Here is a 26,982-nt window from a genome sequence, read left to right on the forward strand (position 1 = left end):
AGGGCGATCCATGACGAGTCCGCCGGTGGTCGAGATGATCGGCATCGACAAGGCGTTTCCGGGTGTCCACGCGCTGCAGCGCGTGAACTTCCGGCTGTTTCCGGGCGAGATCCACGCGCTGATGGGCCAGAACGGCGCCGGCAAGTCGACGCTGATCAACGTGCTGACCGGCGTGCACGCGCACGACGCGGGCGAGATTCGCGTCGGCGGTGCGCCGGTGAGTTTCGCCGCGCCGCGCGAGGCCGAGGCGGCCGGGATCCAGACGCTGTACCAGGAAGTGAACCTGTGCGCGAACCTGTCGGTCGCGGAGAACATCTTCGCGGGCCGGCAGCCGATGCGGCGCGGCGCGATCGACTGGAAGACGATCCACGCGCGGGCACGCGATGCGCTCGCCGAGCTCGACCTGTCGCTCGACGTCACGCGTTCGCTCGACGCGTATCCGATCGCGGTGCAGCAGATGGTCGCGATCGCGCGGGCCGTGTCGGTCGACGCGCGCGTGCTGATACTCGACGAACCGACGTCGAGCCTCGACGACGGCGAGGTCGCGCGGCTGTTCGACGTGCTGCGCCGGCTGAAGGCGTCGGGCATCGCGATCCTGTTCGTCACGCACTTTCTCGAACAGACCTACGCGGTGTCCGACCGGATCACCGTGATGCGCAACGGCGAGCGCGAGGGCGAGTACCTCGCGCGCGACCTGCCGGTCGACGTGCTGGTCGCGAAGATGACCGGCCGTGAGCCGATGTCCGGCACGCTGCAGGCGGGCGCGGCGGCCGTGCAGCGCGATGCCGATGCAGCTGCGCCGTTCCTGTCGATGCGGCAGGTCGGCCGGCGCGGGATGATGAGCCCGCTCGATCTCGACGTGCGGCCCGGCGAAATCGTCGGACTGGCCGGTCTGCTCGGCTCGGGGCGCACGGAGACCGCGCGGCTCGCGTTCGCGGCCGAGCGCACCGACACCGGCGCGATCGAGATCGACGGCGCGCGCAAGCGGCTCGCGTCGCCGCACGACGCGGTCCGCAACGGGATCGCGTATTGCCCGGAGGATCGCAAGAAGGAGGGCATCGTCGCCGCGCTGTCGATCCGCGAGAACATCGTCCTTGCGCTGCAGGCGCGGCGCGGCTGGTGGCGGTTGATCAGCCGTGCGCGCCAGCGCGAGCTCGCCGACACGTACATCGCGCGGCTAGGCATCAAGGCGCGCGACGCGGAGCAGCCGATCGGGCTGCTGTCGGGCGGCAACCAGCAGAAAGTGCTGCTCGCGCGCTGGCTCGCGACGGAGCCGAAGCTGCTGATCCTCGACGAGCCGACCCGCGGCATCGACGTCGCCGCGAAATTCGACATCATGGAGCGCGTGCTCGCGCTGTGCGCGCAAGGGCTCGCGATCCTGTTCATCTCGTCGGAGATCAGCGAAGTGGTGCGCGTGAGCCACCGGATCGCGGTGCTGCGCGACCGCCGCAAGGTCGCCGAACTGACCGGTGCCGACGCGTCGGAGGAACACGTGTATCAACTGATTGCGGGAGGCCGGTCATGATGCGGCTCCGTGCCTTGCTTCGTCATCCGCTCGTGTGGCCGGTGCTGACGCTCGCGCTGCTGTTCGCGCTCGACGTCGCGCATCGGCCGGGCTTCCTGTCGATCGCGCTGCTCGACGGTCACCTGTTCGGCGCGCCGGTCGACATCCTGACTCGCGCGGCGCCGCTCGTGATCGTGTCGCTCGGCATGACGCTCGTGATCGCGACGCGCGGGATCGACATCTCGGTCGGTGCGATCGTTGCGATCGCGGGCGCCGCCGCGGCGATCGTGCTCGACGGCGATCCGGCGCGGGTCGGCACGGCGCTCGCCGCCGCGCTCGGCGTCGGGTTGCTCGCCGGCGCATGGAACGGCGTGCTCGTCGCGTTCGTCGGGATGCAGCCGATCATCGCGACGCTGATCCTGATGGTCGCCGGACGCGGCATCGCGCAGCTGCTGACCGGCGGGCAAATCATCCCGATCGGTGCGCCCGGCTACCTTGCACTCGGCGGCGGCTATCTCGCGGCCGTGCCGTGCGCGGTCTGGATCGCGCTTGCGACGATCGTGGCGAGCGCGCTGCTGGTGAACCGCACGGCGCTCGGCCTGTTCATCCGCGCGATCGGCGTGAACCCGGTCGCGACGCGGCTCGTGGGCTTGCGCGCGGGGGCGGTCGTGTTCGGCGTGTATCTGTGCTCCGGCGTGATGTCGGCGCTCGCCGGCATCCTCGCCAGCTCGAACGTGCGCAGCGCCGACGGCAACAACGCGGGGCTGCTGCTCGAGCTCGACGCGATCCTCGCGGTGACGCTCGGCGGCACGTCGCTGCTCGGCGGCCGCTTCAGCCTCGCCGGCTCCGTGCTCGGCGCGCTGATCATCCAGACACTCACCTACACGACCTATTCGATCGGCGTGCCGCCGGAGGCGACGCTCGTCGTGAAGGCGATGGTCGTGATCGTCGTGACGCTGATCCAGTCGGACGCGGCGCGCGCGCTGGTCGTCCGGCACGCGTCGCGGCTGCTGCCTTCCGCGCGTTCGCGCGCCACCACTGGAGCTACGCCGCGATGAACCGATTCCTCGCACGGCTCGCCGACCCGCGCACGCTGCCGATCGTCGTGACGATCGTGCTGTTCGCCGCGCTGTTCGGCTTCGGATCCGTGATGTATACGGGTTTCTTCTCGATGCAGGTGCTGACCGGGCTGCTCGTCGACAACGCATTCCTGCTGATCGTCGCGATCGGGATGACGTTCGTGATCGTGTCGGGCGGCATCGACCTGTCGGTCGGCTCGGTCGTTGCTCTGACAACGATCTTCTGCGCGGTCGGCGCCGAGCGATGGCACTGGCCCGTCTGGGCGATCGTGCCGCTCGTGCTCGTGTTCGGCGCGTTGTACGGTGCGGCGATGGGCGCGCTGATTCATTACTTCCGGCTGCAGCCGTTCATCGTCACGCTGGCCGGGATGTTTCTCGCGCGCGGCGCGTGCTTCCTGATCACGACGCAGTCGATCACGATCAACGAGCCGACCTTTCATGCGCTCGCGGGCATCAGCGTGCCGGTCGGCGGCGGGACGCTGAGCGCGGGCGCGCTGATCGCGCTCGCGACGCTGGCCGCCGCGCTCTACGTCGCGCATTTCACGCGCTTCGGCCGCAACGTGTATGCGATCGGTGGCAACGAGCGCTCGGCGTTGCTGATGGGGCTGCCGGTCGCGCGCACGAAGGTCGGCGTGTATGCGCTGAGCGGCTTCTGCTCGGCGCTCGGCGGCGTGGTGTTCACGCTGTACGTGCTGTCCGGCTATGGGCTGCAGGCGCAGGGAATGGAACTCGATGCGATCGCCGCGACCGTGATCGGCGGCACGCTGCTCACCGGCGGAGTTGGGTACGTGATCGGCTCGGTGTTCGGCGTCGGCATCCTCGGCACGATCCAGGTGCTGATCACGTTCGACGGCACGCTGAGCTCGTGGTGGACGCGGATCGTGATCGGCGCGCTGCTGTGCGTGTTCTGCCTGCTGCAGCGGATCATCGAGCGGCATGCGGCGCGGCGGCGGAGCGGCGGCACCGGGCTCGATCCGAAACGGCGCAAGCGGGAAGTCGCGCAGGCCGGGTCAGCTGCGCCGGGTGACGATGCGGCGCTGGTGTCGACGATGCGGCGGGTGTGGCGGGTGTGGCGCTTCACGCCGTCGGCGGCGCGCCGGTGACGGTTATGCAGGTTCGGGCATATCCATCTCTGGTTCGGCGTTGAACGGCGTATGTTTCGACGCATCGGCGATGCCGATGTGTTTCAGCAACGCGGTCAGCCGCTCGATCGCGTGCAGGTCCGGCGCATCGAGCGGCTCCCGTACCGCCTGCACGAACGCCACATGCATGCTCGTCGAGTCATGCCACGATATCGGCAAGGCGGCCGTTGCCGGCGAGCACGGCCGGTTCGTCGAGCGCCGCGCCGGCCGGCCGTCACGAGTGTTTGGGGACGACCTCCGGACATGTCGGCGCCCCGAAGTGACGATCAGAACCGGTGACGCAGCCCCAGATTGACCAGGGCCTGCTTTTTCGTGCCGTTGTAGCCGTATGAACCGATCGACGCCTGCGCCGGCATCGCACCGCCGGCACCGTCCCCGGTATTCCCGCTTGCATGCTGATAAGCGGCCGTCATGTAGACATCCGTACGCTTCGACAGGTTGTAATCGGCACCGACTGATGCCTGGTGGTAGTTCGCCGAGGTGTCGCCGCCCGACTTCGTGAAGCTGTAGCCGACCCCGACGAGCAGCGCCGCGGACGCCTGATAGTTCAGGAAGCCCTGGGCGGTGTTGTAGTGTTCGTTCTTCGCGAACACCGATGCGCCGTCGCGTCGATACTGGGCGTTGCTGTAGCCGGCGCCCACGGTGACCGCACCGATCACGTACTGACCGGCCACGCGAGCGATGCCGATGGAATGGGCCGTCTGGTAGCCGGTATTGATCGCGCCGTCGAACGTGCCGTCCGACGTGCTCGACCATGTCGTGCGGTTTCCCGTGACGGGATTCGCGTTGGCTGCATAGAAGTAGCCGCCGGCGAGACTCAGCGGACCGTTGGCGTACGACACGCCGGCCGAATACGACTGCTTCGAGCCGGTGCTGCCCGCGACACCGCCTAGCGAATACATCGCCTCGAACTGGAGTCCGGCGATGACGGGCGACGTGTATTTGACCGCGTTGTCGACGCGGAAGCTGTTGTCGTAGTTGTCGACATCACCGGCGGTGGCGAACACGCTGCCGAAGTAGTTGTCGGCGGTAATCGGCTGCACGAGGTCGATCAGCGGATCGTATTGGCGACCGAGCGTGAGCGAGCCATACTGGTTGCTGGTCAACCCGACATAGGCCTGGCGGCCGAAAATGCGGCTGCCCTGACCGAGGCCGCCCGTACTCGGATTGAAACCGTTTTCCAGCTGGAAGATCGCCGCCAGGCCGCCGCCGAGATCTTCCGAACCCTTGAGCCCCCAACGACTGCCCGACAGATTGCCGGCGCTGCTGTTGCCGAGCGCCCAAAGGTTCTTGCCGCCATCGGCGTTGCGCACGTACGTGAGCGACGTGTCGATCGTCCCGTAAAGCGTCACGCTCGACTGCGCGTGGGCTACGCCGCCCATCGTGACCGACGCGATCGCAAGGACAGGAAAAAATGCGTGTTTCATGGTCTCTCCTTTTGCAAGCATGCCTGCGTTCAAATGAACGGAAGCAGACTACATCGAGAGATTTTTAGTGCGAAATTAAAATGGCGAGGTGTCTCAAAAAAATAACGGAGAGTGATGCATTTCGGTTCGTGCAGGCTGGTCGAATTGACGATGTCTTTGATCGAAGTGGAGTTTGCGGAGAGAAGGGAGGGTGATTTTTTTCGATGAATAAATGAGGGTGCGGCGGGATAACATAGTCGTGATACGCCAATGATTTGATTTAATCGGACTTCATGGTTTTTTGGGAGCGATTTTCGATTTTATTATTGGCGAGTCCGGGGCGAGCCGGCGCGGAGTCGGCACTCTCGTTCATCGTGCAGCCTCATCGTCCGGGGTATGTGCCGACTCTCCGGGAAACCGTGCCGAGGCGTATCGAAAGATCCGGGGCGAGACGTGCGGAGTCGGACCGGCAAGGAAACCGCATCGAGTGATGGTGGTGCAGACACGCTCATTTCCGAGGCTGGGGTGCAGTGCATTCTGCATGCTTGGTCTACAGGCGCTGCGGTATTAACTCATGGTTGTTCCGCAAGCGACATCATCCGGGAAGGAAGGCGTTTTCAAACTGCGTCCCACATTGGAAAATTCCCGGTTATGGGCGTTGAAGACGCAGGAATCAATGGCCGGAAAATTCGAAGACGATGGCGAGCCGATAATCGCTGCACGATGAGCGAGATCGATGTGCGGGTCGACCGTCCGATCGAATGGTGTATGTAAAGCCTGTTCGACGATGCTTCACAGCGAGAGCAATCATCGCGACCGAAGTCATGCCGGCAGGAATTCGATTCCCGAGCGTGATTGGTTGAGGCGGGCGCCGCCAAGCGTCGGATGTCAACGCGCACGTCGTACGATCACGCCCGTGACAATTCGGTTTCCTTAGCGATTGGCAGGGCGATATCTCCGATTCGCGAGTTGCCGCATGCGCCTTCGAGCGGTCGACGACCCGGCAAGCATCACGATCGGCCGGCGGCAGAGTCGCATGTTCCGGAAACCGATGGCCCTGGTGATGTGACGCGCGGGCCGTGGCGCACGTCGGGTTTGATGTTACGAAATATTCGGGCATTCCCAGTCGCGCGGATTTATCTGCCGAAATTCGGCTATCATCGTCAAATAATATTTCGAATGCATCTGGAAGAATTTACTTAATATAGGCAAACGTTAAAGCGCTTGCCATCTATGATTTTTTCGTATCGCGCTTGCATGGTAAAGCTTGCAAGGTAATATCCCCTCCCGCAGAGGGAGGCATTGCGCATATTTTTTTGTCTCATCCCTCCAGCCGTCGAGGCGGCGGACAACGCGAACGCGTCGATTCCTTATGACCCATGCTGTAAGGATCTGTAAGGAACTGAACGCATGTTCTATTTCCGGAGTGAAACATGCGCTGCTCGTTGTGTTGCAAAAATGTTTCGTCAATGATCTGGATCAAATCTCCATGACTTTGTGCCGTCACGCCAGCTCCTATTCCTGATTATCAACAAATAATTGGTTCCATATCATCGCCTTGACTGATTCCGTCAACAATGAGGCGGGATCGGACACCGACGGATCGGCCGACGATTTAGCCGCATATGATGCGCTGCAGAAAATGCAAAAAATTGTTAAGAGGCCGAGATGATGCAAATAGCGCCGAACGAAACGACTACGGGGTTCAGAGTGAGTGGTGACCGGGGAAGAAGCGTCGGTCGTCGGCGGGACAGCGTCATCATCCTGCTGCTCGACGGATTTTCGATCATGCAAATGGGCCGGCTGGCCGCGGTATTCGAACTTGCAAATCAGCTCGAAGGCGTGAACGTCGCGTTTGCCGATCGCTATGAATTGCGGCTTTATTCCAGTCACGGCGGTGCCGTTCGTTCGTCGTCGGGTGTACAGATCTGGACGGAAGCGGCCCGCCCGCTCGATGCGAGCAGTGTGCAGGCCATGTTCGTGCTCGGTGGACAGGGGCGGGCAAGCGGCCTCGACGATGCGTTCATCAGCTGGTTGCAGCATGCCCATCAGCGCGCCCGCGTGGTCAAGGGCGACAATGCCGGCGCCGAAATGCTGACGGCGATTCGCCTGAACCAGAAAGTTCCGGAAGTCGTGCCGCAGGCGGTGCTTGCCGTTGGCGGTACGGGCGAATCGGGGCCATCCGACGACGATGGCGAAGGCATGTTCGCGGCCGCGTTGTCGATCGTCGTGCGTGACGCCGGCTACGAAGTCGCGCAAGAGATCGTTTCATACATGATGCCGGGGGCGAACCGGAAATTTGCGAGCGTCCTGTTCGGGGCGCAGGAGGCGCGAGCCAGTGAATTGATTCGCGCGGCCGCTCAGCATCTTAGGGCCAACAGTGCGAATCGCATCTCGATCGCCAATGCTGCGCAGGCCGCTGCGATGAGCGAGCGGAATTTCCTGCGGCGCTTCAAGAACGAAATCGGCGTGACGCCAACCGAATTCGTGCTGCGGGTGCGGCTCGAAAAGGCATGCTCCATGCTGGTCGAGACAGATTTGCCCGCCGACAAGGTCGCGCGGCGGGTCGGCCTCGGTAGTGGAGACCGGCTGGCCAAGCTGTTCCGTCAGCATCTGTCGATGTCGCCGACGGAGTATCGCGCGGCCGCTCGGGACAGAATGTTCGCGTCGGTCGGCGGCTCGGACATTCGCAACGGTACATCGTCGCTTTGATGCCCGCGCCGGGCTAACGACCGGCGTCGGGTAGTCGATTTGTCCGCGGGAGCAGCGCTCGCCCGATTTCAGGCGGACGTGCCGAAGTAGGTTCGCGTATTCGAATGGACCGTTTGATCGGCGACGATCTCGTCGGCGGTCGCCCATCGGTAGGCAGTGTGCTGGGCATTCGGCAGCGACACGAGGTCGAACTTGCCGCGGAGCTTGTATCCCATCACCACATAGTGCGTCGAGATGCCCGGTTCGCCGCCAAAGTTGTCTTCGTAGAGATGATCGTAGATGCCGATCAGTTCGGCATCCGCACGTTCCAGACCGCTACATCCGAGTTCGTCGCGCGCGATGCGATTGAACGCATCGTCGAGACGCTCGTTCTTGCGAATCCGGCCGCCCGGCACGAACCAGAAACCCTGCGCGGGACGATTGACACGGTGACCGAGTAGATACGCGCCATCGCCGTTCGAGATGATCAGGTCGATCGCAACGAGCGGGGTTGCGTCGACGACGCGCAAGAAAGTGTCCAGCGGAAGCATGGCGGATGGGCTCCTGGAAGTCTGTCGAAGTGCACCGGCATCGTTGCGCGTTCGAGGCGACTCGGTCACGACGATGACATGCCGGCTTCGGCGATGAGCGAACGTTGAATGTCCGTCTGCACGCATCTCATCATGGCCAGTCGAGGTTGCGCTCGTCGGCCAAAACACCGAAGCAATCCGCCAATTGCAGCAAGCGGATCGGGCGTGACGGCGCAATGCCCGTCGAGAAACGTGTGCGCGTGCATCAATACATTTTCATTCGGCCATGATCGTGGTCGAAGCCGCCATCTCGTTTTGAAACGGTCGATTCGACGTTACGCTTTTGTCTGGCCTTTCGAGGAGACGCGTTCACCCCGGAACTCTCCTCGGAATTTTGCCTGCGTGCCGTGTGGCACGCAGGCCTTTTTATTCATCACGGGTCGAGCTGCGCGTACGGTGAATGTCAGTCGCCGTCGTTCGAGTCGTGGATCCGCAAGACGATCCGTGTGGCCTGGCTTCGAACATTACGAAGCAGTGCGAACGTTGTTGCACGCGCGCGGTGCTTCGCGTCGCGCGCGGCCCGGAGGAAACGTACGGTAACCGGTTGGCGGAATCGTCGGATCAATTGTCATGTCCGGCATGCTGCATTGCAATGTACGCTATCGGCATCGAACCGCGCGCCATCTGATGCGCGGTATCTCGCCGAAAACGGAGCATCGCCGCCATGAACGTCGCGCTTCTTATCTTCTCGAGGATTTGCTTCGTCTGGATTCTCGTCTACCTCGTCTTCAGCACCGCGTCCGGCCTTTGGGCCGGCGCACGACATGGTCAGGGGCTGCTGCTGCTCGAATTTCAGTCGCGCCGGGCCCGCGGCTCGCGTGAGGTGGCGCGAGCTCGAATCTTGAAAAGGATGGCGCTGTCGGCGCTGCTCGCGCTACCCGTGGCGATTGCATCGCTCGTTGCGAGCGCGGTGATGTCGTAGACGCCCGGCTCGCGTGTGCGTCGTCATGCGGCTGGAGCGAGTACCGGCCGGCTCGAACAAAAAAATACAAGGAACTGAAGGGGCGGTGGATTGCTGCATCGCGTCGTCAGCGCGTTTCGCCAGGCGCCGGGCTGGCGGATCCGGGCTAATCGGCCTTGCGCGGCACCCGTGGCCGAATACGACGCATCGATGCAGGCTGATCGTCAACGACGCCGATCGCGTTGCGCCACCGTACTGTCGAGTTCGAGGGCCGAATCGACTGCTGCTCCACAGCGATGCTCGCCAGCACATGATCATGTCGCACCACATTGCTTGCCGTTGTGATTCATGCACGAAGGTGCCGCGCATCTTGCCGAACGCCTGACGGCCCGTGGGCGCACCACGACGCTTCGATCACCGAACGACTGCCGTCGGATATCACTCGCTCGTCATGCGAGCGCCGCTGTTTCTGCAAGCTCTTCGTCATCCGTTTCGCTGCCGCGAGGTAGTCGGAAACCGCCAACATTTGGCCGATCAGGGAATTCCCGCAGACTAATCCGACGACTGTTTGTTCGAATCGGCCAGTGTTTAAACGCCATTCGGCGCCCTCGGTATGATGCGTCGCAACGGAGTAAAAAACGACGACCGAAGTTGATTGGACTGATTGTCCGAGAGCACGCCATGACGCACACGAGTGTCGATCATTCGGGAGATGAAGCGGCAGCAGATGTTGGGGGAAAGCGGTCACGCAGGAATCGGGATATCGGCGTTGTCGTCTTCGACGGGTTCTCGTTGTTTGCGGCGGGCGCGGTATTCGAGGTGTTCGAAGTAGCCAATGAAATCTATGCGCCGCGCGCGACAGGACTTCCGCTGTACGACATTCGCTTCTATTCGTCGAAGGGTGGAAACATCGTCTGGTCGTCGGCCATCAGCGTGCGGACATTCGCATGCGATGCGGGCACGGCGCACGCATTCGATGCGCTGTTCGTCGCGGGTGGCGAAGGTGCGCGTCGCGCGTCGCGCGACGCCCGGGTGATCGACTGGTTGCGGATCGTGCTGCCGAAGGCGGGCATGGTCGAGACGATCGGCGAAGGCAGGATGTTGATCGATGCGGCGCTGAATGGCTCGCACGTGATCGATGCAGTGGATGCGGTGCGCGTGGGTCGCGGCGGCTACGAGCCGGCAAGAGCCGCATTGGCGCTCATCGAACGCGACCTGGGTGGCGATGCGGTGCGAGGCATTGTGGCGCGGCTCGCGCTGGGCGACGCATTCGAGCCGGCCGAGCAGGAGGGTGAAGTGCGCAATGGCACGCCAGCCGATCGGGTCCGCGCGACGGCGAGCTGGTTGCGCAAGAACTGTGGAAGAGCCATATCCGTCAGCGATGCAGTGCGGGTTGCTGCAATGAGCGAACGGAACTTCCTGCGGCATTTCAAGCAGGAAATCGGCATGACGCCGTCCGAATTTCTGCTGCGGGTTCGCCTGGAGCGCACGGTGCAGATGTTGATGGAAACCGACTTGCCGATCGGCACGATCGCGCGGCAATGCGGGTGGGGGAACGGTGATCGCCTGGCCAAGATTTTTCGGCGACACCTCGACGTGACACCCTCGGAATACCGGTTCCAGGCACGCTCGAGCCAGACGGAACTGGAGTTGTAGAGAAGGCTGGATAAGCTTCGGCGAAGGGACGGAGCTCATTCCCGGATTTTCAGATCGAATTATTGCCTGAGAGAATAGGAGTGCAGATTATGTCGGCATCCATCGAAACAGAGCGCGGCGAAACAGGACCGGTCGGCTCCGGTCGCGGCGACGCAGTCGACGTGAAGGTCAGCGTCGCGCCCGTCGTTCTCGCGGGCGGATCGGGGTCGCGCTTGTGGCCCATGTCGCGCGAACAGTATCCGAAGCAGTTGATCGGCGTACTGGGTTCGGATTCTCTGCTGCAGGCAACCGTCCAGCGCATGACGGGTTTTTCGATCGAGGAAGGCGATGTGTCGGCGCCCATCGTCGTTTGCGGCGACGAGCATCGTTTCGTCACGGCGGAGCAGCTTCGGGCCAGCGGGCTCGATGCCCGCGTCATCGTCGAGCCGGTCCGGCGCGATACGGCGCCCGCACTGACGCTGGCGGTCGCTGCCGCCAGTGCGGACGGGAAGGACGCGATCGTCGTCGCGATGCCGGCCGATCATGCCATTGCCGATACCGCCGCGTTTCATCGTGCGATCGCACTCGCGGTGGAGCATGCGCGGCGCGGCGCGATCGCGACGCTTGGCGTGCCGCCGACCCGGCCCGATTCGGGGTTCGGCTACATCAAGATCGGCGAGGCCCTTGGCGCCGGTGCGCACCGCATCGAGCGATTCGTCGAGAAGCCGGCCGCCGAACTCGCGGCGCAGTACGTCGAATCGGGCTCGTACTGGTGGAACAGCGGCATTTTCGTCGTGCGCGCGAGCGTCTGGCTCGACACGTTGCGCACGCTCCAGCCCGATATGCACGCCGCATGCCTCGCGGCACATGTACACGGCAAGCACGATGGTCCTTTCTTCCGGCCGCATGAGGATGCCTTTCTCAAGTCGCCGTCGGATTCGATCGACTACGCGGTGATGGAACGCCTCGTGTCCGACACGAGCCTGGTGGAGGGCGTGGTCGTGCCGCTCGATGCGGGCTGGTCGGATCTCGGCTCGTGGGATGCGGTTTGGGAGGCGCTCGACAAGGATGCGGACGGCAACGTCGGGCGCGGCAAGGTCGTGTTCGAAGGTGCGACGTCGAGCTTCGTGCATTCGGAAGGGCGGCTCGTCGCATGTGTCGGCATGACCAATGCGGTGGTGGTCGAAACCGCCGACGCGGTGCTGGTGGCGGACCGCTCGCGCGTCCAGGACGTAAAGGGCCTCGTGAACCGGATCCGCGCGCAACAGGCGCCGGAAGCCGACACGCACCGGAAGGTGCGCCGCCCCTGGGGCTACTACGACTCGATCGATCACGGCGCCCGATTCCAGGTGAAGCGCATCGTCGTGCATCCGGGCGGACGATTGTCGCTCCAGCTGCACCACCACCGTGCCGAGCACTGGATCGTCGTGAGCGGAACTGCGCTCGTTACCCGCGGCGACGAGCAATTCATGCTCGGCGAAAACGAGTCCACCTTCATTCCGCTTGGTGTGACGCATCGGCTCGAGAACCCGGGAAAGTTGCCGCTCGAGCTCATCGAAGTCCAATCGGGATCGTATCTCGGCGAGGACGACATCGTGCGGTTCGACGATACGTACGGGCGTGCGTAATGCCCCGATTCGACTGTGATCGTTGGCGTCAGACGGGAGATTGAAATGTTCGGTCTACAAGGCTTGATGGCTCGACTCGTGGATATCGCGTTGATCGTCGCCGGCTCGTTGCTTGCGTCGCAATTTCGCTATCAGACGGTTTCCGAGGGGCACTTCGACAGCGCGCTCGTCACGTTCGCGATTGCGTTCACGCTGGTGCTGTTTCCGGTATTCGGCGTGTACGAATCGTGGCGGGGACGGTCGATGCTGAGGTTGAGCGGGAAGATCTCGCTCGCGTGGCTCGTCGTTCAGGCGTGCGGGATCGTGTTGATGTTCTCGCTCCATCGCTCGGACGTGATTTCCAGGCTGTGGTTCGTGTACTGGACCGCGATGACGGGGGGCGCACTGATCGCGTCGCGAATCGGCACGCATCTGTTTCTGCGCAGTGTTCGTCATGCGGGCATCAACCTGCGCAGTGTCGCGGTTGTAGGACACGCTCAGCACTGCCAACAGGTGGTTCGAAACATCGAGGAGTCGCCGGCGAGCGGATTTCGGCCGGCGGCTGTATTCGACCTGCGCCCGGTTACCGCGAATGCTTCGCATCGCTTGCCGGTATTCACGGAGCTCGATGTGTTCGCGCAGTTCGTCCGGGAGAACGGTGTCCAGGAAATCTGGCTCGCACTGCCTTTGTCGGAGGAGGCGACCGTTCTTCGTTTCGTCAACACGTTCGGCGACGATCTCGTGAACATCCGCTTCATTCCCGACGTGCGCAGCGTCGCACTGTTCGACGGCGCGATGATCGACCTCATCGGCGCGCCGGCGATCAATCTCGTGGCGTCGCCGCTTCCGCGTCATGCAATGTGGCAGAAGGAGGTGTTCGATCGCCTGTTCGCCGCAGTCGCGCTGGTGGCGCTACTGCCGCTGATGGTGCTGATCGCCATCGCGGTGAAGTTGTCGTCGCGCGGGCCGGTGTTCTTCAAGCAATACCGCAAGGGTGCGGACGGGCGCAAGTTCCAGATCCTGAAGTTCCGCACGATGCGCGTGCACGCCGAACAGGCAGGCGTGGTCACGCAGGCGACGAAGAGCGACTCGCGCATCACCCGTGTCGGACGCTTTCTCAGACGAACCAGTTTGGACGAGCTGCCGCAGTTTCTCAACGTGCTGCGCGGGGAGATGTCGGTGGTCGGGCCGAGGCCGCATGCGATCGAGCACGATCGGCTTTATCAGAAAGTCGTCGACGGGTACATCCATCGTTATCGGATCAAGCCGGGGATCACCGGATGGGCCCAGGTGAACGGGTATCGCGGGGAAACCGATCGTCTCGAGAAGATGCAGAAGCGTGTCGAGTATGACCTTTATTACCTGCGGAACTGGTCGTTCGCGCTGGATATGCGGATCGTGTTGGCGACGGTGGCGAAGGGGTTGGTGAATGCGAATGCTTACTGAGCGGGTTTCGACGTCGTGATTTGTCGCATCTCTAAACATAAACCGGGGAAGACGAGATGAGATGTATTTGGGATCGGCGCGAAAGCCGGGCAGCGGAATTTCGCCGTCATGGCGCCCGAATCGTGATCGGTGCAACGATGAGCGCGGTGCTGTCGGCGTGTGCTGTTGCGCCGGGTATGCGTATGTCGTCGCAAGCGACATTGCCGGTGACTGCTGGCGATGAAAACACGTCGCAGCAGGAACTTCATATTCCGATTACTGATATCAACATGGCGTTGATTCAGGAGATGCGCGAGGAGGGGAAACGGACCGGCGAAACGCAGTTTGAAGACCTGATAGGAAAACCGGAGCCGTACACGCTCGGCGTGGGTGACGTATTGCAGATCACGGTCTGGGATCACCCCGAACTTGCTGTTGCACAGGGTGCGCAAACGTCAACGAACTCACGGCCGAACGACCCTGTCCAGGGCTTCGTCATCGACGATAACGGCAACGTACAGGTTCCATACGCCGGCAACGTGCATGTTTCCGGTATGCGTATCGAACAAGCTCAACGCGCCGTCCAGGCCGCGTTGCAACGCGTTTTTGTGAAGCCGCAGGTTTCGGTGCGCGTCTCTTCGTTCCGGGCGAAGCAAGTTTACGTCGACGGAGAAGTCCATACACCCGGTGTCGTGGCAGTCAATGATGTCCCGATGACGTTGAACGAGGCGATCAACCGAGCGGGCGGATTCAATCCAACGGCAGACCAGAGCCGGATGGTTGTCGTGCGGAATGGCAAGTCGTACCGGATCGACCTCACGCGGATGCTGGACCGAAACGTGAATCCCTCGAGAATTTTGCTTAGAAACGGGGATCTGCTACGCATCGTCTCACGAGAAGACAACGGTGCTTTCGTCATGGGCGAAGTCAACAAGCCAATTACGGCACTGCCGTTGAGGAACGGACGGCTCACGTTGAGTGATGCACTCTCCCAGGCTGGCAGTGTGAATAGCGCCAGTGCGGATGCTGCTCAGTTGTACGTGATTCGCGGAGCGTCGGAAGCCAACCCTCAGGTTTTTCATCTCAATGCTCGCTCGCCAGTTTCGATGGTGCTAGCGAACCAATTTGAACTGCAGCCAAAGGATGTCGTGTATGTCGACGGTAACGCGCTGGTGCGTGTCAGTCGCGTGCTGAGCCTGCTGCTGCCCGCAATCAATGCAGGTTTGACCGGCGCAGTGTTGGCGAAATGATCGACAACATCCTCGTCGTGTGTGAAGGGAACATTTGCCGGAGCCCGATGGCGCAAGCGCTGCTGGCCCGGGAATTGCCGTCGGCTCGAGTTGGATCAGCTGGATGTTCGGCGCTGGCAGGGCGGCGCGCAGATCCACTGGCCGTCGAATTGATGGCTGAGCGCGGTATTGACCTTGGTGAACACATCGCAATCGATTTGAACCTGCAGCACATGCGGTCAGCGGACCTGATTCTCACGATGACGGAGAGCCAGCGAAGAAGAATCGAAGCCGGCTATCCATTCTCGAAGGGCCGAATTTTTCGTATCGGTGAGTTCGAAAAGATCGACGTTATCGATCCATACCGGCGAGGACGATCGGTTTTTGAATTGGCGCTGAATCAAATCGAAAAGAGTATGAAGCGTTGGGTTGACAAAATGAATCGGATCAAGAATTGACTATGGAATCCGTAAATAAATCCAGAATAATCGACATGCAAGACGGTGACGAGATCCATCTGTCTGACTATGTCGCTGTCGTCGCGGAGAACTGGAAGCTCATCTCCGCGATTGCTGCCTTTGTACTTCTACTCGGGACGGTCTACGCATTTGTTGCGAAACCGGCCTATCGTGCTGACGTGATGATTCAGGTCGAAGATAGTGCTAACTCGACGCAGAATGCGTTGGGCGAGCTGGCGTCGATCTTCGATACGAAGCAAACCGCCGACGCCGAGATCGAGCTGCTTCGTTCCCGTCTCGTCGTTGGGCACACGGTGGAGGCGCTGCATCTGGATATTTCGGTCCAACCGCGCTATTTACCGGTGGTTGGGGCGATGCTGGCACGCATCGCAGGAAGCAAGAAACTGGCATCTCCCTGGTTCGGATTGACACACTTCGCATGGGGAGGGGAAAAAATCGAAGTCTCCCGGTTCGAGGTGCCAAGGGAACGGTACGGTGCCAGGTTCGAGCTGATTGCCCGGGATGAAGGCCACTACGAACTCGTGAACCCGGAGGGTGATGTCGTTCTGAAAGGGACGGTCGGCCGGGTTGAGCATGGCGTTGATCAATACGGCCCGGTGGAGTTGGCGGTCGAAAGTCTTCGTGCGCGACCAAACACGGACTTCGTTCTCAGTCGCGCATCGACACAGGCGACGATCAAGCAATTGCAGGACAGTCTCGTCATTGCCGAGAAGACCAAGCAATCGGGCGTGATCGGCGCATCGCTGGACGGCCCGGATAGTGCACGGACAGCCAAGATCCTCAACACGATCGCATCCACGTATGTGCAACAGAATATTGATCGAAAGTCGGCTGAGGCGGAGCACACGCTTGCGTTTCTTGATCAACAACTGCCGCAGTTGCGCAAACAGCTTGACCAGTCAGAAGACAAATACAATGCATTTCGCAACAAAAAAGGTACGGTCGATCTAACCGAAGAGAGCCGACTTTTGCTGCAACAGATCGTCGAAGGCAAGACCAAGCTCGTCGATCTGGAACAGCAACGTGTCGAAATGGCTCAACGCTTTACGGGCGAGCACCCCGCGCTAGCAGGGTTGAATGCACAGATAGCAACACTCAACGAACAGCAGGATCGGTTGAACAAGCGCGTGCTGACGCTTCCGGATACCGAGCAGTCTGCACTGCGTCTGTTGCGCGATGTGCGCGTGAATACCGAGCTCTACACGAGCTTACTGGACAATGCGCAGCAACTTCGCATCGTCAAGGCAGGGCAAGTCGGTAACGTTCGTGTCGTCGATTTCGCAGTGGTAGCCGATGAACCGGTGAAGCCTAAGCGCCCGCTCGTCGTCGTGTTGGCCGGGTTGCTCGGGCTCGTAATCGGTACTGTGACGGCGTTCGCGAAGCATGCACTGTTTGGCGGTTTAAAGCATAGCGACGAAATCGAGAAAGCCATCGACTTGCCCGTATATGCGACGATCCCGCACAGCCAGGCACAGATCAACCTGCAACAAGCAATGGATCGTGGGCTACCTGGCCCCCACGTGCTGGCGTCGCTCGAGACCGAGGATCTGGCGACCGAGGGGATTCGCAGTCTGAGAACGGCATTGCAGTTCGGATTGCTGGATGCTTCCAATAACGTGATCGTGATTACCGGCCCTCGGCCGGACGTCGGAAAGTCATTCGTGTCCGTGAACTTGTCGGCCGTTATCGCAAGCAGCGGTACCCGCGTGCTTTTGATCGATGCGGACATGCGTCGCGGCAACGTTCACTCGTATCTCGGGGTGTCAAAGCAGCCCGGGTTATCGGATGTCATTACGGGGTTCAATCTTGACGTGGCAATCCAGCGTGACGTCGTGACGGGCGTCGATCTGCTTCCGAAGGGGTCTTTGCCACCGAATCCGGCCGAGCTATTGCTGAGCGATCAGTTCAAGACGCTCCTCGATGAAGTGTCGCGACGCTACGACCTTGTCATCGTCGATACACCACCCGTCCTGGCGGTCACCGACTCCACGGTGATCGGACGGTATGCCGGTGCGACGCTACTCGTCGTTCGTCATGGACAGCACCCCCGCGCAGAACTCATCGAATGCGCAAATCGCTTGCGTGGTGGCGGAGCGGCGCTGAAGGGCGCGTTGTTGACCGACGTACCGCGGCACCGATTCGGCTACGGCAGCTACTACTCCGGGTATTACGGATACGAAAGCGTTTCAGAGTGAACAACATCGCGGAATGTGTTTGAAATCGACACGTGCGGCATGTCCAATTGGGAGTATCGAATCATGAATCGTAAAGTTGCTTTAATTACCGGCGTGACAGGGCAAGACGGCTCGTATCTTGCAGAACTGCTGCTGAACAAGGGCTACGAAGTGCATGGCATCAAGCGTCGCGCTTCACTGTTCAATACCGACCGGATCGATCATCTCTATCAAGACCCGCATGTATCCGACCGGCGCTTCGTGCTGCATCATGGTGACTTGACCGATTCGACGAGCCTCGTGCGCATTATCCAGCGTGTGCAGCCGGACGAGATTTATAACCTCGCCGCTCAGAGTCACGTCGCCGTTTCGTTCGAGGAACCGGAATATACGGCGAATGCCGATGGTATCGGCGCGCTGCGGATCCTTGAAGCAATCCGGATTCTCGGGCTCGAGAAGAAGACCCGCTTCTATCAGGCATCGACGTCGGAGCTTTACGGTCTCGTGCAGGAGATTCCGCAGAAGGAGACGACGCCCTTCTACCCGCGCAGCCCGTATGCGGTCGCGAAGATGTACGCGTACTGGATCACCGTCAACTACCGTGAGGCATACGGCATTTATGCGTGCAACGGCATCCTGTTCAACCACGAATCGCCAGTGCGCGGAGAGACCTTCGTAACGCGCAAGATCACGCGTGCGATCGCACGTATTGCAGCCGGCCTGCAGGATTGCTTGTACCTTGGAAACATGTCGGCGTTGCGCGACTGGGGCCATGCGCGCGACTACGTCGAAATGCAGTGGATGATGCTGCAACAGGAGCAGCCAGAAGACTTCGTTATCGCGACGGGCGTGCAGTACAGCGTCCGGGAGTTTGTCAAGCACGCGGCTGCTGAACTCGGCGTTACCGTGCGATTCGAGGGTGAAGGCGTCAGCGAGGTGGGTATCGTCGAAAAGGTGGAAGGCTCGGAAGCGAAAGTGACGCCTGGCACTGTGATCGTCCGTGTCGATCCGCGCTACTTCCGTCCGACTGAAGTCGAGACGTTGCTGGGTGACCCCACCAAGGCTCACGAAAAGCTGGGTTGGAAGCCGACCACTTCGTTCGAATCGTTGGTCACTGAAATGGTACGTGCGGACTATCAGGTTGCAAGACGCGATGCGCTGGTGACCCTCGCCGGCTTCAAGACATTCGAATACAACGAGTGAGCGTCATGGACAAGGACACTCGAATCTTTGTGGCCGGGCACAGGGGCATGGTCGGCTCGGCCATCGTGCGCAACCTTGAGGCGAAAGGCTATCGCAACGTGGTGACGCGTCGTCGTTCCGAACTCGACTTGACCGATCAGGCCGCCGTGGAAGCCTTCTTCCGCGACGGTGCGATCGATGTCGTGGTGCTTGCGGCGGCCAAGGTGGGCGGAATTCTGGCGAACGACACGTATCCGGCCGATTTTCTATACCTTAACGTGATGATCGAGGCCAACGTGATTCACGCCGCCTATCGGGCCGGGATTCAGCGCTTGGTATTCCTCGGGTCATCGTGCATCTATCCGCGGGAATGTCCGCAGCCGATCAAGGAAGAGTATTTGCTGACCGGGCCGCTGGAAAAGACGAACGAGCCGTACGCAATCGCAAAGATTGCCGGCATCAAGCTTTGCGAGTCGTACAACCGGCAATACGGAACGAAATACGTGTCGCTGATGCCCACAAACCTGTACGGCCAGAACGACAACTATGACCTGAATAATAGCCACGTGTTGCCCGCATTGCTGCGCAAGGCGCACCAGGCGAATCTCGAAGGGAAGGACAATCTCCAGGTGTGGGGAACCGGTCGCGCGCGCCGCGAATTCCTGCACGTCGATGATATGGCTGACGCGACAGTCTTTGCTTTGGAGAGGGACATCGATTCGAGTCTATACAACGTGGGATGTGGAACGGATGTCACGATCGAGGAATTGGCGCGCGCCGCTATGAGAGCAGTGGGATTCGACGGTCGAATCGAATTCGACGTGACGAAGCCAGATGGCACGCCGCAGAAGCTGCTCGACGTCAGCAAGCTGGCCGAACTGGGATGGACTGCGAAGATTGGTCTCGACGAAGGACTGGCTTTGACCTACCGCGATTTTCTCCAGCGTCCCGAAGCGCGGATGACTGAGCGGGTTTAAGCGGGTAGAGACGGCAAACCACGATGATGCGATTTGACGAGAGCAGCGCGACCTGGGTGTTCGCGCAACAAGGTGTGTCGCGCCTACTGGTGGCGTTCAAGTTCTTTCTTTTGGCACGCTTGTTGGGGCCGGAGTCGATCGGTCTGATTGCCGCGGCCCTGATGGCTCTGTCGATTGCGGAATCTCTCACCGAAATGGGATTGAGTCATGCGCTGATCCAGCAACGTGAGTTGCTGGATCAGCGCAGCCTGGATGCATTGTGGACGGCAAATGCAGTGCGGGGCACGATCCTCTCAGTCGTGTTGTTCGTGACTTCGGCGCCGATCGCGCGCCTGATGAGCATTCCGGAGAGCACGACGCTGTTGCAACTTGTCGCGCTGGTGCCGTTTGCGCGATGCATGGCAAGCATGCGCGTTGCGATCGCCCAACGCGAAAGACGGTTTCGCACGGTCGCGCTGTTGACGACGACATTCGTCGTCGTTGACTTCGTGATGTCCTGTGTTGCGGCATTCGCCTATCACGACGTGGTATGGGTGCTTGCGGCGCTTCCGCTGGCCGAGTTACTGAAGGCTATCGCGTCGCACGTCGTGTTTTCCACACGACCGCGTCTGAACTTCGACACGGCGCCGCTTGGTGAGGTCATGGGGTTTGGCCGCTGGGTCTGGGCGAGCAGCTTGTTGACGATGGTCGTCAACCAACTTGATCGGCTTATCACGGTCAAGACCTTTGGCGTACAGACTCTGGGTCTATACCAGACGGCGAGTCGCCTTGCCCAATTTGGCGTGGCCGATTTCGGTATTGCACTTAACCAGTACCTGTTTCCGAACTTTGCCGAATTGGCCCGGAGAGATAAAGAGCATGCGGTAAGGTATGCATTGGCCCTGTTTAGCCATCTGGGCGCGATCGGCTTGGTGCTTGCGACATTCCTTTGCGTGGCGGCGCCGGACATCGTCAGTTTGACTCTCGGCAGCCAGTGGAGCGGCGCCGTGCCATTTTTCCGGATCTTTGTCTATTTGATGGCGGTGGGCGTGCTCGTCGGTCTGCTCAACGCATATCTTCGTGGAACGGGGCGGCCGAGTCGGGTCACGGTTGCCACATCGATACAACTGGTCGTGTTGCTAGGTCTATCTGCTATTGCAGTACCTTTGCTTGGTGCGATTGGTGTCGCACTTGCGTCTGCTATTTCGGTTTTTGTCTGCTGCTTGATCATGCTTCGGGAAATGATTACCGACGCGCGTGGCGAATTACGGGAGTTGTGGCCGCTCGCTACCATCGGAGTACCGATTTCAGGGTTGATTATATTGCTCGGATATCTGTTGTCGGAGATCCCGTACCACGTGGTACCGATCGGATTCTTGAGCGCTGCTGCAATCGTTTTGCCCCTGCAGAAATTGCGGGCGGGCTTTTCGTTGTCTGCTTGAGGAGACTCGGCCATGCGAATTCTCCATATTGTTTTGACGCCACGGCATTCAGGCGCGGAAGTCCTTGCGTGCAGCTTGGCGGACGCACACGCCGGGCATGGCGCAGTCACGGGCATCGCGGCGTTAAATCCGGCCGATCCGGATTTCGAGAAAATTATTGATCCGCTTGTACAACGGGGTGTCTGGTACACGAGCCCGCAACATATGTCTGGACGTCTAGAGCGATTGCGCTTGATCAACCGCGCATACCGCGAATTCCAGCCGGACATTGTCGTCGCGCATTCCGTGATCCCGGCCGCGTATGCCCGGGCGGTGGCGAGATTGTCGGGCGCTTCCATTCCGGTAGTCAGCGTGCTGCACTCTGCGACGAACGACGACTATTCGAATGCAGGATTGCGTACTTCAGAATATCTGTTGCGCTTTGCGGCGGCGGCGGTTGTAACCGTGACCGACACTGCTCGCGACAACTACAGAAAGCGATTCGGTAGCGTGGGCCGGCTCGAGACGATCCCGAACGGTACGCAGATTGATCGATTTCGTTTCAATCCGGCCGAGCGCTACAGGCTGCGCCGTGCCTTGCAGGCGGGTGAGAAACAGATAGTTCTGTTGCAAGTCGGTCGCGTTGCGCGAGTGAAGGGGCAAGTGTCCAGCGTACTGGCGCTCAAGCGGCTCGTGGACGCTGGCCACGATGTCGTGCTTTGGTTCGCCGGCTTGACGGAGACCGAGGAGTATCGCCAGGAAGTGGTCGACACAATCGCCGAACTGAGTCTCGAGCACCATGTCTTGTGGCTGGGCAGCCGGTCGGACGTGCCTTCGCTTCTGTCCGCGGCGGATGTCTACCTGATGCCCTCGCTGCGCGAGGCACACAGCGTTGCAATGATCGAGGCGCTAGCCAGCAGTATTCCGGTCGTCGCGTCGAATATCGATGCGTTTGCGAAGCTGAACGGGTTTGAAGGAATCCGATGTGTTCCAGTGTCGGACAGCGTGAGTTACGCGGCGGCGATCGAATCATTCATCACGCATCAGACGCGGTTCAAGCGGGATCTCAGCGCTTTTTCCGTTAAACGTGTAGCCGAACGGTATTTTGATCTTTTCAAGCAGATCTTGATGCGTAATGACTTCAGGACAGAACGTGCGTAGGGGAACGGAATGGCGACATTGATGATTGTCGAACCTGACGCGACCGGTCACCGTATGGTGCTGTACGTTCGCTTGATCGTGGCTGAGGCGCTTGCCCGTGGACTGAAGGTCGTTATGCTGACCAGCACCGAAGCTACGCGTCACGACGCATGTAAAGCGCTGTTGTCTGAATTCGGCGACCGGTTGAAGATCGCAACGATGCCAGACGTGCCGCCAGCGGGGACGGGTCGGTTCGAGTTGTTCCGCTTGCAGTACCGATGGATTCGTGCGTTTGAGGCGGGCTATCGAACCGTGTCCGGGTACGAGAAGATTGATTTCGTATATGTGCCTTTCTTCAACAACATCGATAAGGTGATCGGCTGGTTTGGATCACCATTCGGCGATACGCCGTTCGGCGGGATGTTGTTGGCTGCAAAGTTTCATCATGCGGCGTCCGGCATTATCGGCGAGCACGGCAAGCAGGATATTGTTAACAGGTTCTTTTTTGACCGTGCGCTCAAGACGCCAAATCTTGCCGTGCTGACATCGATCGACGAGCCGCTAGCCGAATTTGTCGGCCGAACGATGAAGCGCCATTCCGCTAAGGTTCGCTACGTTCCCGACGTGTCCTTCATCAGGCAACCCGCAGAACGATCGGCGGCGCGTTTGATTCACGGCCTCTCGCCCAGCGATTTCGTGATCTTGCTGTATGGCTCGGTTAGCCCTCGCAAAGGGCTTGCGAAGCTGTTGAAGTTGTTTGACGCACCAGATCTGCCGTCGCATTTCCGTGTGCTGATGATGGGCGCACAGAATGCGGAAGCGAAGCGGATGATCGCCGAGTATCTTGAGCGTCGGCCGGAGCGGAAACACCAGGTTATTTCTGTCGATCGCTTCGTGACGGATCTTGAGGAAGGGCAGGCCTTCGCCTGCGCAGACGTGGCGTGGTTGTGCTACGAGAACTTCAGTGGAATGAGCGGTGTGTTGATTCAGTCGGCGCAGGCTGGCGTGCCGGTTGTGACGGCAGGTTACGGACTAATTGAACACTATCGAGAGCGCTACTTGCTAGGCGTTCGTTGGAACGATTTTGTCACGGATGGACCGGGCGAGGTGCGTTTCAATTGGTCAAGCCTTATCGACAGCGTGGCCGCGATGAGCGGATCGGGGCGGCTGCGTGCGTTCGCGATGGCACATACGCCGGGGGCTTTTGGACGCAACGTCGTTAATGCGATTGCTACATCGCAGAACTGGACCTTCGACGAAGTGGATTGTTGGGTTTCGTGAGTCGAGTTGATCATTTGGACGGGACAGTGACGAACCACAAAACATCGAATCGGAGTGGTAACGGCGCGGGCACAGCCACTCAGTTTGCGTTGAAGCATACGGTCTATTACGTGCAACCGTTGATTGCCCGATATCGGGTTGAGGTTATCGTGGCGCTCAGACAACGCTTCAACGTGAAGGTCTTCGCGAGTTCCGTCGGGGTCGAGTCGCGAGGGTTTTCGCGCGAACGTCCCGAATGCGAAGAGTTCGTCGAAACGCCGATCAACAATGTGTTTCGCAAGCGCGTCAAAATCCAGACAAGGGTCGTGCCGCGCATCATGCGCGAGCGGCCGGCAGCTGTGTTCATCTTCGCCGATGTGACTTACGTTTCGTTGTGGCTGGCATTGGTCGTTGGTCGCCTGACGCGCGTTCCGATGGTGATTCACGGACAAGGACTTTACCGTTACGAGAAACCTGGCCTGTTGCGTACCCTTTGTTATCGCGCCGCGGTCGCACTTTCCTCACATTACGTCTGCTACGCGGAGGTATCGAAGCGTTCACTCGAGCGCATTGGTTGCCCGCCATCGAAGCTTACCGTCGCGAGCAATTCGCTCATGGTCGAACGGACGGTCTCGCCGTCGGAGAAGACTGGTACCGAACAAGGCGTGCTGTTCGTCGGGAGGTTGCGCGAGGGCTGCAACGTAGAAATCCTGATCCAGGCCGTGGAAGCGCTCGTGAGCGAGGGACATTGTATTGTGCTGCATGTCGTTGGCGACGGCGAGCAACGAGCCCGCTTGCAGGACAAGTATGCGGGGAGAGCTCACGTGATCTGGCACGGAGGGATTTTCGATGACGGCGAGATCGCCGCGATCAGCAGAAAGTGCCGGATTGGCTGCTATCCGGGCGCTGCCGGCTTAAGCGTCGTACATATGTTCGGCCTCAGTCTGCCGCCCCTGGTGCATGACCGGCTGCCGATGCACATGGGCCCTGAGCCGGAAAATGTGGAGCCCTTCGAGACCGGATTTCTCTATGCTCAGGACGGCGGGGCGGATGCGTTGGCAGCGGCTTTGACCGAGATCTGGAATTTGCCGCCGGAGATCGTTCGCAACACGGCTTCGCGTGCGTTTGCGAAATATCATCAGCTCAACTCGCCGAGTTTGGGCCAGAGACTGGCGGATATCGTTGATAGAGTGATCGAAGCATGACGCACGACACCGAGACAGAGTATTCCGATCGCCTTGGCGATCGATCGACCTATCAGGATTTGAGTCGCTTTGCTGTACCGAGCGGCTTCCGAGGACGCAGCATGGTGATCGTTCAACTCTGGTGGATCTGCCAGTCGATCCTGTTTCGGGCATCACCGCAATTCATGTATGGCTGGCGGCGATTCCTATTGCGGTTATTCGGCGCGCGAGTCGGGAAGGGCGTGCTGGTCCGACCGACGACCGTGGTGACGTACCCATGGAAAGTAACGCTAGGCGATCACAGCTGGATCGGGGACGATGCGGTGCTATACAGCTTGGGTCCGATCGAGGTCGGTGCGCACGCGGTTGTCTCGCAGCGCTCGTATTTGTGTGCTGGTGATCACGATCCTACTCGTGTTGACTTCGCAATTCGCAGCCGATCGATCCGCATCGAGGAACAGGTGTGGATAGCCTCGGATGTATTCGTCGCCCCAGGTGTGACTGTCGGCCGCGGCGCTATCGTTGGCGCACGAAGCTCGGTGTTTTCGGATATGGACGAAGGGATGATTTGCGTCGGAACCCCTTGTCGACCGGTCAGGCGCAGGGTGTCGCAATGATCGCTTGATAGATGATTCGAATTCCGCATTGGGGTCGAACGTATCGAAATTGTTGATATAAAGGTGCCTTGTGAAAAGTATGGGGTTAACAGTCAAAGCAATCGGCGAACGCGCGCCAGTTGCGAACGTTGCCGTTGTAACCTCGTCAGTGTCACGCAATGCCGGCGGCTTGTTCGATGCAGTTAGGGGGTTGGTTCTGCAGTTGCCCGATGCGGGGATCTCGCCGCATGTTTTTGGCTTGGAAGATAACCACACACTGGAGGATCGTGCGGAGTGGGGCGCGATTCCGCTGACTACCTCGAAGCCTCTGGGACCGAAATCCATAGGTTTTGCTCCCGCGATGCGTCAGGCCCTGTTGAGTTCCGGAGCGGAGCTCGTGCATACGCACGGCATCTGGATGCACCCATCGGCGGATGTTGTTGCGTGGCGGCGCAGATACGGCAAGCCGTACCTGATCTCGCCGCACGGAATGCTGGATCGCTGGATTCTGAATCGCTCCAAGATCAAGAAGTGGATCGCGTTGACCGGTTATGAACGCGCGCATTTACGGGGCGCTGCTTGCTTTCATGCACTGAGTTTGGAGGAGGCGCGCGGCATTCGCGCAGCTGGGTTCGAACAGCCGATCGCGATCATACCGAACGGTGTGCATATGCCCCAGACGGAGGTGCGAACGAAGCCGTCGTGGTGGAGCGATAACCTTGAGGGCAAACGGTTGTTGTTGTATTTCGGGCGCTTGCATCCAAAGAAGGGCTTGGACAATCTTTTGCTCGCGTGGAAAGCGACGTTTCAGGATGGAACGCTGGACCCGCGCCTGGTGCTGATTGTCGGCGGCTGGGGGGACCAGGCTTATATCGATCACTTGCATCAGATCGTCGAGGCACGGGGAGCGGATTACCAGGTTCGATTCATCGGGCCGCAATTCGGTGGGGCGAAACAGCAGACCTATGCGGCCTGTCACGGGTTGATCTTGCCGTCGTTCAGCGAGGGTCTGCCAATGGTCCCGCTGGAAGCATGGTCGCTAGGCGTGCCGTGCGCACTGACGGACGCATGCAATCTGCCGGAAGGATTTGATGCCGGGGCGGCGTTCAGAATCGGGGCGGATGTCGACAAGATCAAGCAGTTTCTGGTGAAGTTCGGCGCGGCGGATGAGAGAACACTGAGCGAGATTGGGGAGCTCGGACGGATGATGGTCGCGGAGCGCTTTATCTGGCGCAGCATCGCGGAACGGATGGCTGCAGTGTATCGCTGGTTGCTTGCGGAAGGGGAGAGGCCGGAGTGGGTAGTAGACGGGGCTGTTTAAGAACGTCTTCCGTCTATCGGTCAGGTCGAATTCGAGCGCAAACCACCGATGCACCGGACG

22 protein-coding genes are annotated in these 26,982 nt (G+C 60.4%); 19 read left to right on the forward strand and 3 right to left on the reverse strand.

Annotation, left to right across the window (positions count from 1 at the left end):
* Window positions 1–10: 10 nt before the first annotated feature.
* The 3 genes from DID99_RS28340 to yjfF are packed head-to-tail and all read left to right on the forward strand — an operon-like array spanning window position 11 to window position 3,686.
* Complete coding sequence (locus tag DID99_RS28340) at window positions 11–1,525, forward strand: sugar ABC transporter ATP-binding protein (protein WP_124571956.1); 1,515 nt, start codon at window positions 11–13, stop codon at window positions 1,523–1,525.
* On the forward strand, window positions 1,522–2,562 hold the full coding sequence (locus DID99_RS28345) for an ABC transporter permease (protein ID WP_124667979.1): 1,041 nt from the start codon (window positions 1,522–1,524) through the stop codon (window positions 2,560–2,562). The genes DID99_RS28340 and DID99_RS28345 overlap by 4 nt, the downstream gene beginning before the upstream one ends.
* Window positions 2,559–3,686, forward strand: a complete 1,128-nt coding sequence (gene yjfF / locus DID99_RS28350; protein ID WP_124667980.1) for a galactofuranose ABC transporter, permease protein YjfF — start codon at window positions 2,559–2,561, stop codon at window positions 3,684–3,686. Before DID99_RS28345 ends, yjfF begins: the two co-directional genes overlap by 4 nt.
* A 3-nt stretch (window positions 3,687–3,689) precedes the next feature.
* Here yjfF and DID99_RS37430 read toward each other — a convergent pair whose 3' ends face one another.
* Window positions 3,690–3,848: a hypothetical protein gene (locus DID99_RS37430; RefSeq protein ID WP_185715776.1), complete on the reverse strand. Its 159-nt coding sequence runs from the start codon at window positions 3,846–3,848 to the stop codon at window positions 3,690–3,692.
* 143 nt (window positions 3,849–3,991) lie between these two features.
* Window positions 3,992–5,152, reverse strand: a complete 1,161-nt coding sequence (locus DID99_RS28355) for a porin (protein WP_124667981.1) — start codon at window positions 5,150–5,152, stop codon at window positions 3,992–3,994.
* Between the two features lie 1,647 nt (window positions 5,153–6,799).
* Here DID99_RS28355 and DID99_RS28360 point away from each other — a divergent pair.
* Window positions 6,800–7,843: a GlxA family transcriptional regulator gene (locus DID99_RS28360; RefSeq protein ID WP_185640906.1), complete on the forward strand. Its 1,044-nt coding sequence runs from the start codon at window positions 6,800–6,802 to the stop codon at window positions 7,841–7,843.
* A gap of 68 nt (window positions 7,844–7,911) precedes the next feature.
* Here DID99_RS28360 and DID99_RS28365 read toward each other — a convergent pair whose 3' ends face one another.
* Window positions 7,912–8,373, reverse strand: coding sequence for a GDP-mannose mannosyl hydrolase (locus tag DID99_RS28365; protein WP_059681343.1), 462 nt, complete (start codon window positions 8,371–8,373; stop codon window positions 7,912–7,914).
* Window positions 8,374–9,076: 703 nt separating this feature from the next.
* Between DID99_RS28365 and DID99_RS28370 the strand changes: the two genes are divergently transcribed.
* The 15 genes from DID99_RS28370 to DID99_RS28440 all read left to right on the forward strand — a co-directional run bounded on the left by DID99_RS28370 (window position 9,077) and on the right by DID99_RS28440 (window position 26,922).
* On the forward strand, window positions 9,077–9,334 hold the full coding sequence (locus DID99_RS28370) for a hypothetical protein (protein ID WP_124489101.1): 258 nt from the start codon (window positions 9,077–9,079) through the stop codon (window positions 9,332–9,334).
* Window positions 9,335–9,994: 660 nt separating this feature from the next.
* Window positions 9,995–10,969 (forward strand): GlxA family transcriptional regulator, encoded by a 975-nt coding sequence (locus DID99_RS28375; protein ID WP_044846979.1) that lies wholly within the window; start codon window positions 9,995–9,997, stop codon window positions 10,967–10,969.
* A gap of 89 nt (window positions 10,970–11,058) precedes the next feature.
* Window positions 11,059–12,576 (forward strand): mannose-1-phosphate guanylyltransferase/mannose-6-phosphate isomerase, encoded by a 1,518-nt coding sequence (locus tag DID99_RS28380; RefSeq protein WP_124667982.1) that lies wholly within the window; start codon window positions 11,059–11,061, stop codon window positions 12,574–12,576.
* Between the two features lie 45 nt (window positions 12,577–12,621).
* Window positions 12,622–14,001 (forward strand): undecaprenyl-phosphate glucose phosphotransferase, encoded by a 1,380-nt coding sequence (locus DID99_RS28385; protein ID WP_124667983.1) that lies wholly within the window; start codon window positions 12,622–12,624, stop codon window positions 13,999–14,001.
* 137 nt (window positions 14,002–14,138) lie between these two features.
* Window positions 14,139–15,230 carry a polysaccharide biosynthesis/export family protein gene (locus DID99_RS28390; protein ID WP_260444720.1) on the forward strand — a complete coding sequence of 364 codons (1,092 nt, stop codon included), beginning with the start codon at window positions 14,139–14,141 and terminating at the stop codon, window positions 15,228–15,230.
* Window positions 15,227–15,667 (forward strand): low molecular weight protein-tyrosine-phosphatase, encoded by a 441-nt coding sequence (locus DID99_RS28395; RefSeq protein WP_124667985.1) that lies wholly within the window; start codon window positions 15,227–15,229, stop codon window positions 15,665–15,667. The genes DID99_RS28390 and DID99_RS28395 overlap by 4 nt, the downstream gene beginning before the upstream one ends.
* A gap of 2 nt (window positions 15,668–15,669) precedes the next feature.
* Complete coding sequence (locus DID99_RS28400) at window positions 15,670–17,883, forward strand: polysaccharide biosynthesis tyrosine autokinase (protein ID WP_124668004.1); 2,214 nt, start codon at window positions 15,670–15,672, stop codon at window positions 17,881–17,883.
* A gap of 63 nt (window positions 17,884–17,946) precedes the next feature.
* The gene (gene gmd / locus DID99_RS28405; RefSeq protein WP_124667986.1) at window positions 17,947–19,065 is read left to right on the forward strand and encodes a GDP-mannose 4,6-dehydratase; all 1,119 of its coding nucleotides are present in this window, start codon (window positions 17,947–17,949) and stop codon (window positions 19,063–19,065) included.
* Window positions 19,066–19,070: 5 nt separating this feature from the next.
* Window positions 19,071–20,021: a GDP-L-fucose synthase gene (locus tag DID99_RS28410; protein WP_124667987.1), complete on the forward strand. Its 951-nt coding sequence runs from the start codon at window positions 19,071–19,073 to the stop codon at window positions 20,019–20,021.
* Window positions 20,022–20,044: 23 nt separating this feature from the next.
* Window positions 20,045–21,442: an oligosaccharide flippase family protein gene (locus tag DID99_RS28415; protein WP_257775641.1), complete on the forward strand. Its 1,398-nt coding sequence runs from the start codon at window positions 20,045–20,047 to the stop codon at window positions 21,440–21,442.
* 12 nt (window positions 21,443–21,454) lie between these two features.
* The gene (locus DID99_RS28420) at window positions 21,455–22,582 is read left to right on the forward strand and encodes a glycosyltransferase family 4 protein (RefSeq protein ID WP_124667988.1); all 1,128 of its coding nucleotides are present in this window, start codon (window positions 21,455–21,457) and stop codon (window positions 22,580–22,582) included.
* 9 nt (window positions 22,583–22,591) lie between these two features.
* Entirely contained in the window at window positions 22,592–23,842 is a 1,251-nt protein-coding gene (locus DID99_RS28425) for a hypothetical protein (RefSeq protein WP_124667989.1), read from the forward strand.
* 26 nt (window positions 23,843–23,868) lie between these two features.
* Window positions 23,869–25,026, forward strand: a complete 1,158-nt coding sequence (locus DID99_RS28430) for a glycosyltransferase (protein WP_124667990.1) — start codon at window positions 23,869–23,871, stop codon at window positions 25,024–25,026.
* Window positions 25,023–25,622, forward strand: coding sequence for a putative colanic acid biosynthesis acetyltransferase (locus tag DID99_RS28435; protein WP_124667991.1), 600 nt, complete (start codon window positions 25,023–25,025; stop codon window positions 25,620–25,622). Before DID99_RS28430 ends, DID99_RS28435 begins: the two co-directional genes overlap by 4 nt.
* A 79-nt stretch (window positions 25,623–25,701) precedes the next feature.
* Window positions 25,702–26,922 (forward strand): glycosyltransferase, encoded by a 1,221-nt coding sequence (locus DID99_RS28440; RefSeq protein WP_124667992.1) that lies wholly within the window; start codon window positions 25,702–25,704, stop codon window positions 26,920–26,922.
* The last annotated feature ends 60 nt before the right edge of the window (window positions 26,923–26,982 follow it).

This window comes from Burkholderia sp. Bp8986 (assembly GCF_003854225.1).
Classification (GTDB): Bacteria; Pseudomonadota; Gammaproteobacteria; order Burkholderiales; family Burkholderiaceae; genus Burkholderia.

Bases quoted from the DNA above. Each gene is read 5' to 3' on its own strand.
- DID99_RS28410 (WP_124667987.1), top strand. From the start codon at position 19,071: ATGGACAAGGACACTCGAATCTTTGTGGCCGGGCACAGGGGCATGGTC.
- DID99_RS28385 (WP_124667983.1), top strand. From the start codon at position 12,622: ATGTTCGGTCTACAAGGCTTGATGGCTCGACTCGTGGATATCGCGTTG.
- DID99_RS28380 (WP_124667982.1), top strand. From the start codon at position 11,059: ATGTCGGCATCCATCGAAACAGAGCGCGGCGAAACAGGACCGGTCGGC.
- DID99_RS28370 (WP_124489101.1), top strand. From the start codon at position 9,077: ATGAACGTCGCGCTTCTTATCTTCTCGAGGATTTGCTTCGTCTGGATT.
- DID99_RS28390 (WP_260444720.1), top strand. From the start codon at position 14,139: ATGAGCGCGGTGCTGTCGGCGTGTGCTGTTGCGCCGGGTATGCGTATG.
- yjfF (WP_124667980.1), top strand. From the start codon at position 2,559: ATGAACCGATTCCTCGCACGGCTCGCCGACCCGCGCACGCTGCCGATC.
- DID99_RS28365 (WP_059681343.1), bottom strand. From the start codon at position 8,373: ATGCTTCCGCTGGACACTTTCTTGCGCGTCGTCGACGCAACCCCGCTC.
- DID99_RS28420 (WP_124667988.1), top strand. From the start codon at position 21,455: ATGCGAATTCTCCATATTGTTTTGACGCCACGGCATTCAGGCGCGGAA.
- DID99_RS28355 (WP_124667981.1), bottom strand. From the start codon at position 5,152: ATGAAACACGCATTTTTTCCTGTCCTTGCGATCGCGTCGGTCACGATG.
- DID99_RS28340 (WP_124571956.1), top strand. From the start codon at position 11: ATGACGAGTCCGCCGGTGGTCGAGATGATCGGCATCGACAAGGCGTTT.
- gmd (WP_124667986.1), top strand. From the start codon at position 17,947: ATGAATCGTAAAGTTGCTTTAATTACCGGCGTGACAGGGCAAGACGGC.
- DID99_RS28345 (WP_124667979.1), top strand. From the start codon at position 1,522: ATGATGCGGCTCCGTGCCTTGCTTCGTCATCCGCTCGTGTGGCCGGTG.
- DID99_RS28425 (WP_124667989.1), top strand. From the start codon at position 22,592: ATGGCGACATTGATGATTGTCGAACCTGACGCGACCGGTCACCGTATG.
- DID99_RS28360 (WP_185640906.1), top strand. From the start codon at position 6,800: ATGATGCAAATAGCGCCGAACGAAACGACTACGGGGTTCAGAGTGAGT.
- DID99_RS28395 (WP_124667985.1), top strand. From the start codon at position 15,227: ATGATCGACAACATCCTCGTCGTGTGTGAAGGGAACATTTGCCGGAGC.
- DID99_RS28400 (WP_124668004.1), top strand. From the start codon at position 15,670: ATGGAATCCGTAAATAAATCCAGAATAATCGACATGCAAGACGGTGAC.
- DID99_RS28375 (WP_044846979.1), top strand. From the start codon at position 9,995: ATGACGCACACGAGTGTCGATCATTCGGGAGATGAAGCGGCAGCAGAT.
- DID99_RS28435 (WP_124667991.1), top strand. From the start codon at position 25,023: ATGACGCACGACACCGAGACAGAGTATTCCGATCGCCTTGGCGATCGA.
- DID99_RS28415 (WP_257775641.1), top strand. From the start codon at position 20,045: ATGATGCGATTTGACGAGAGCAGCGCGACCTGGGTGTTCGCGCAACAA.
- DID99_RS28440 (WP_124667992.1), top strand. From the start codon at position 25,702: ATGGGGTTAACAGTCAAAGCAATCGGCGAACGCGCGCCAGTTGCGAAC.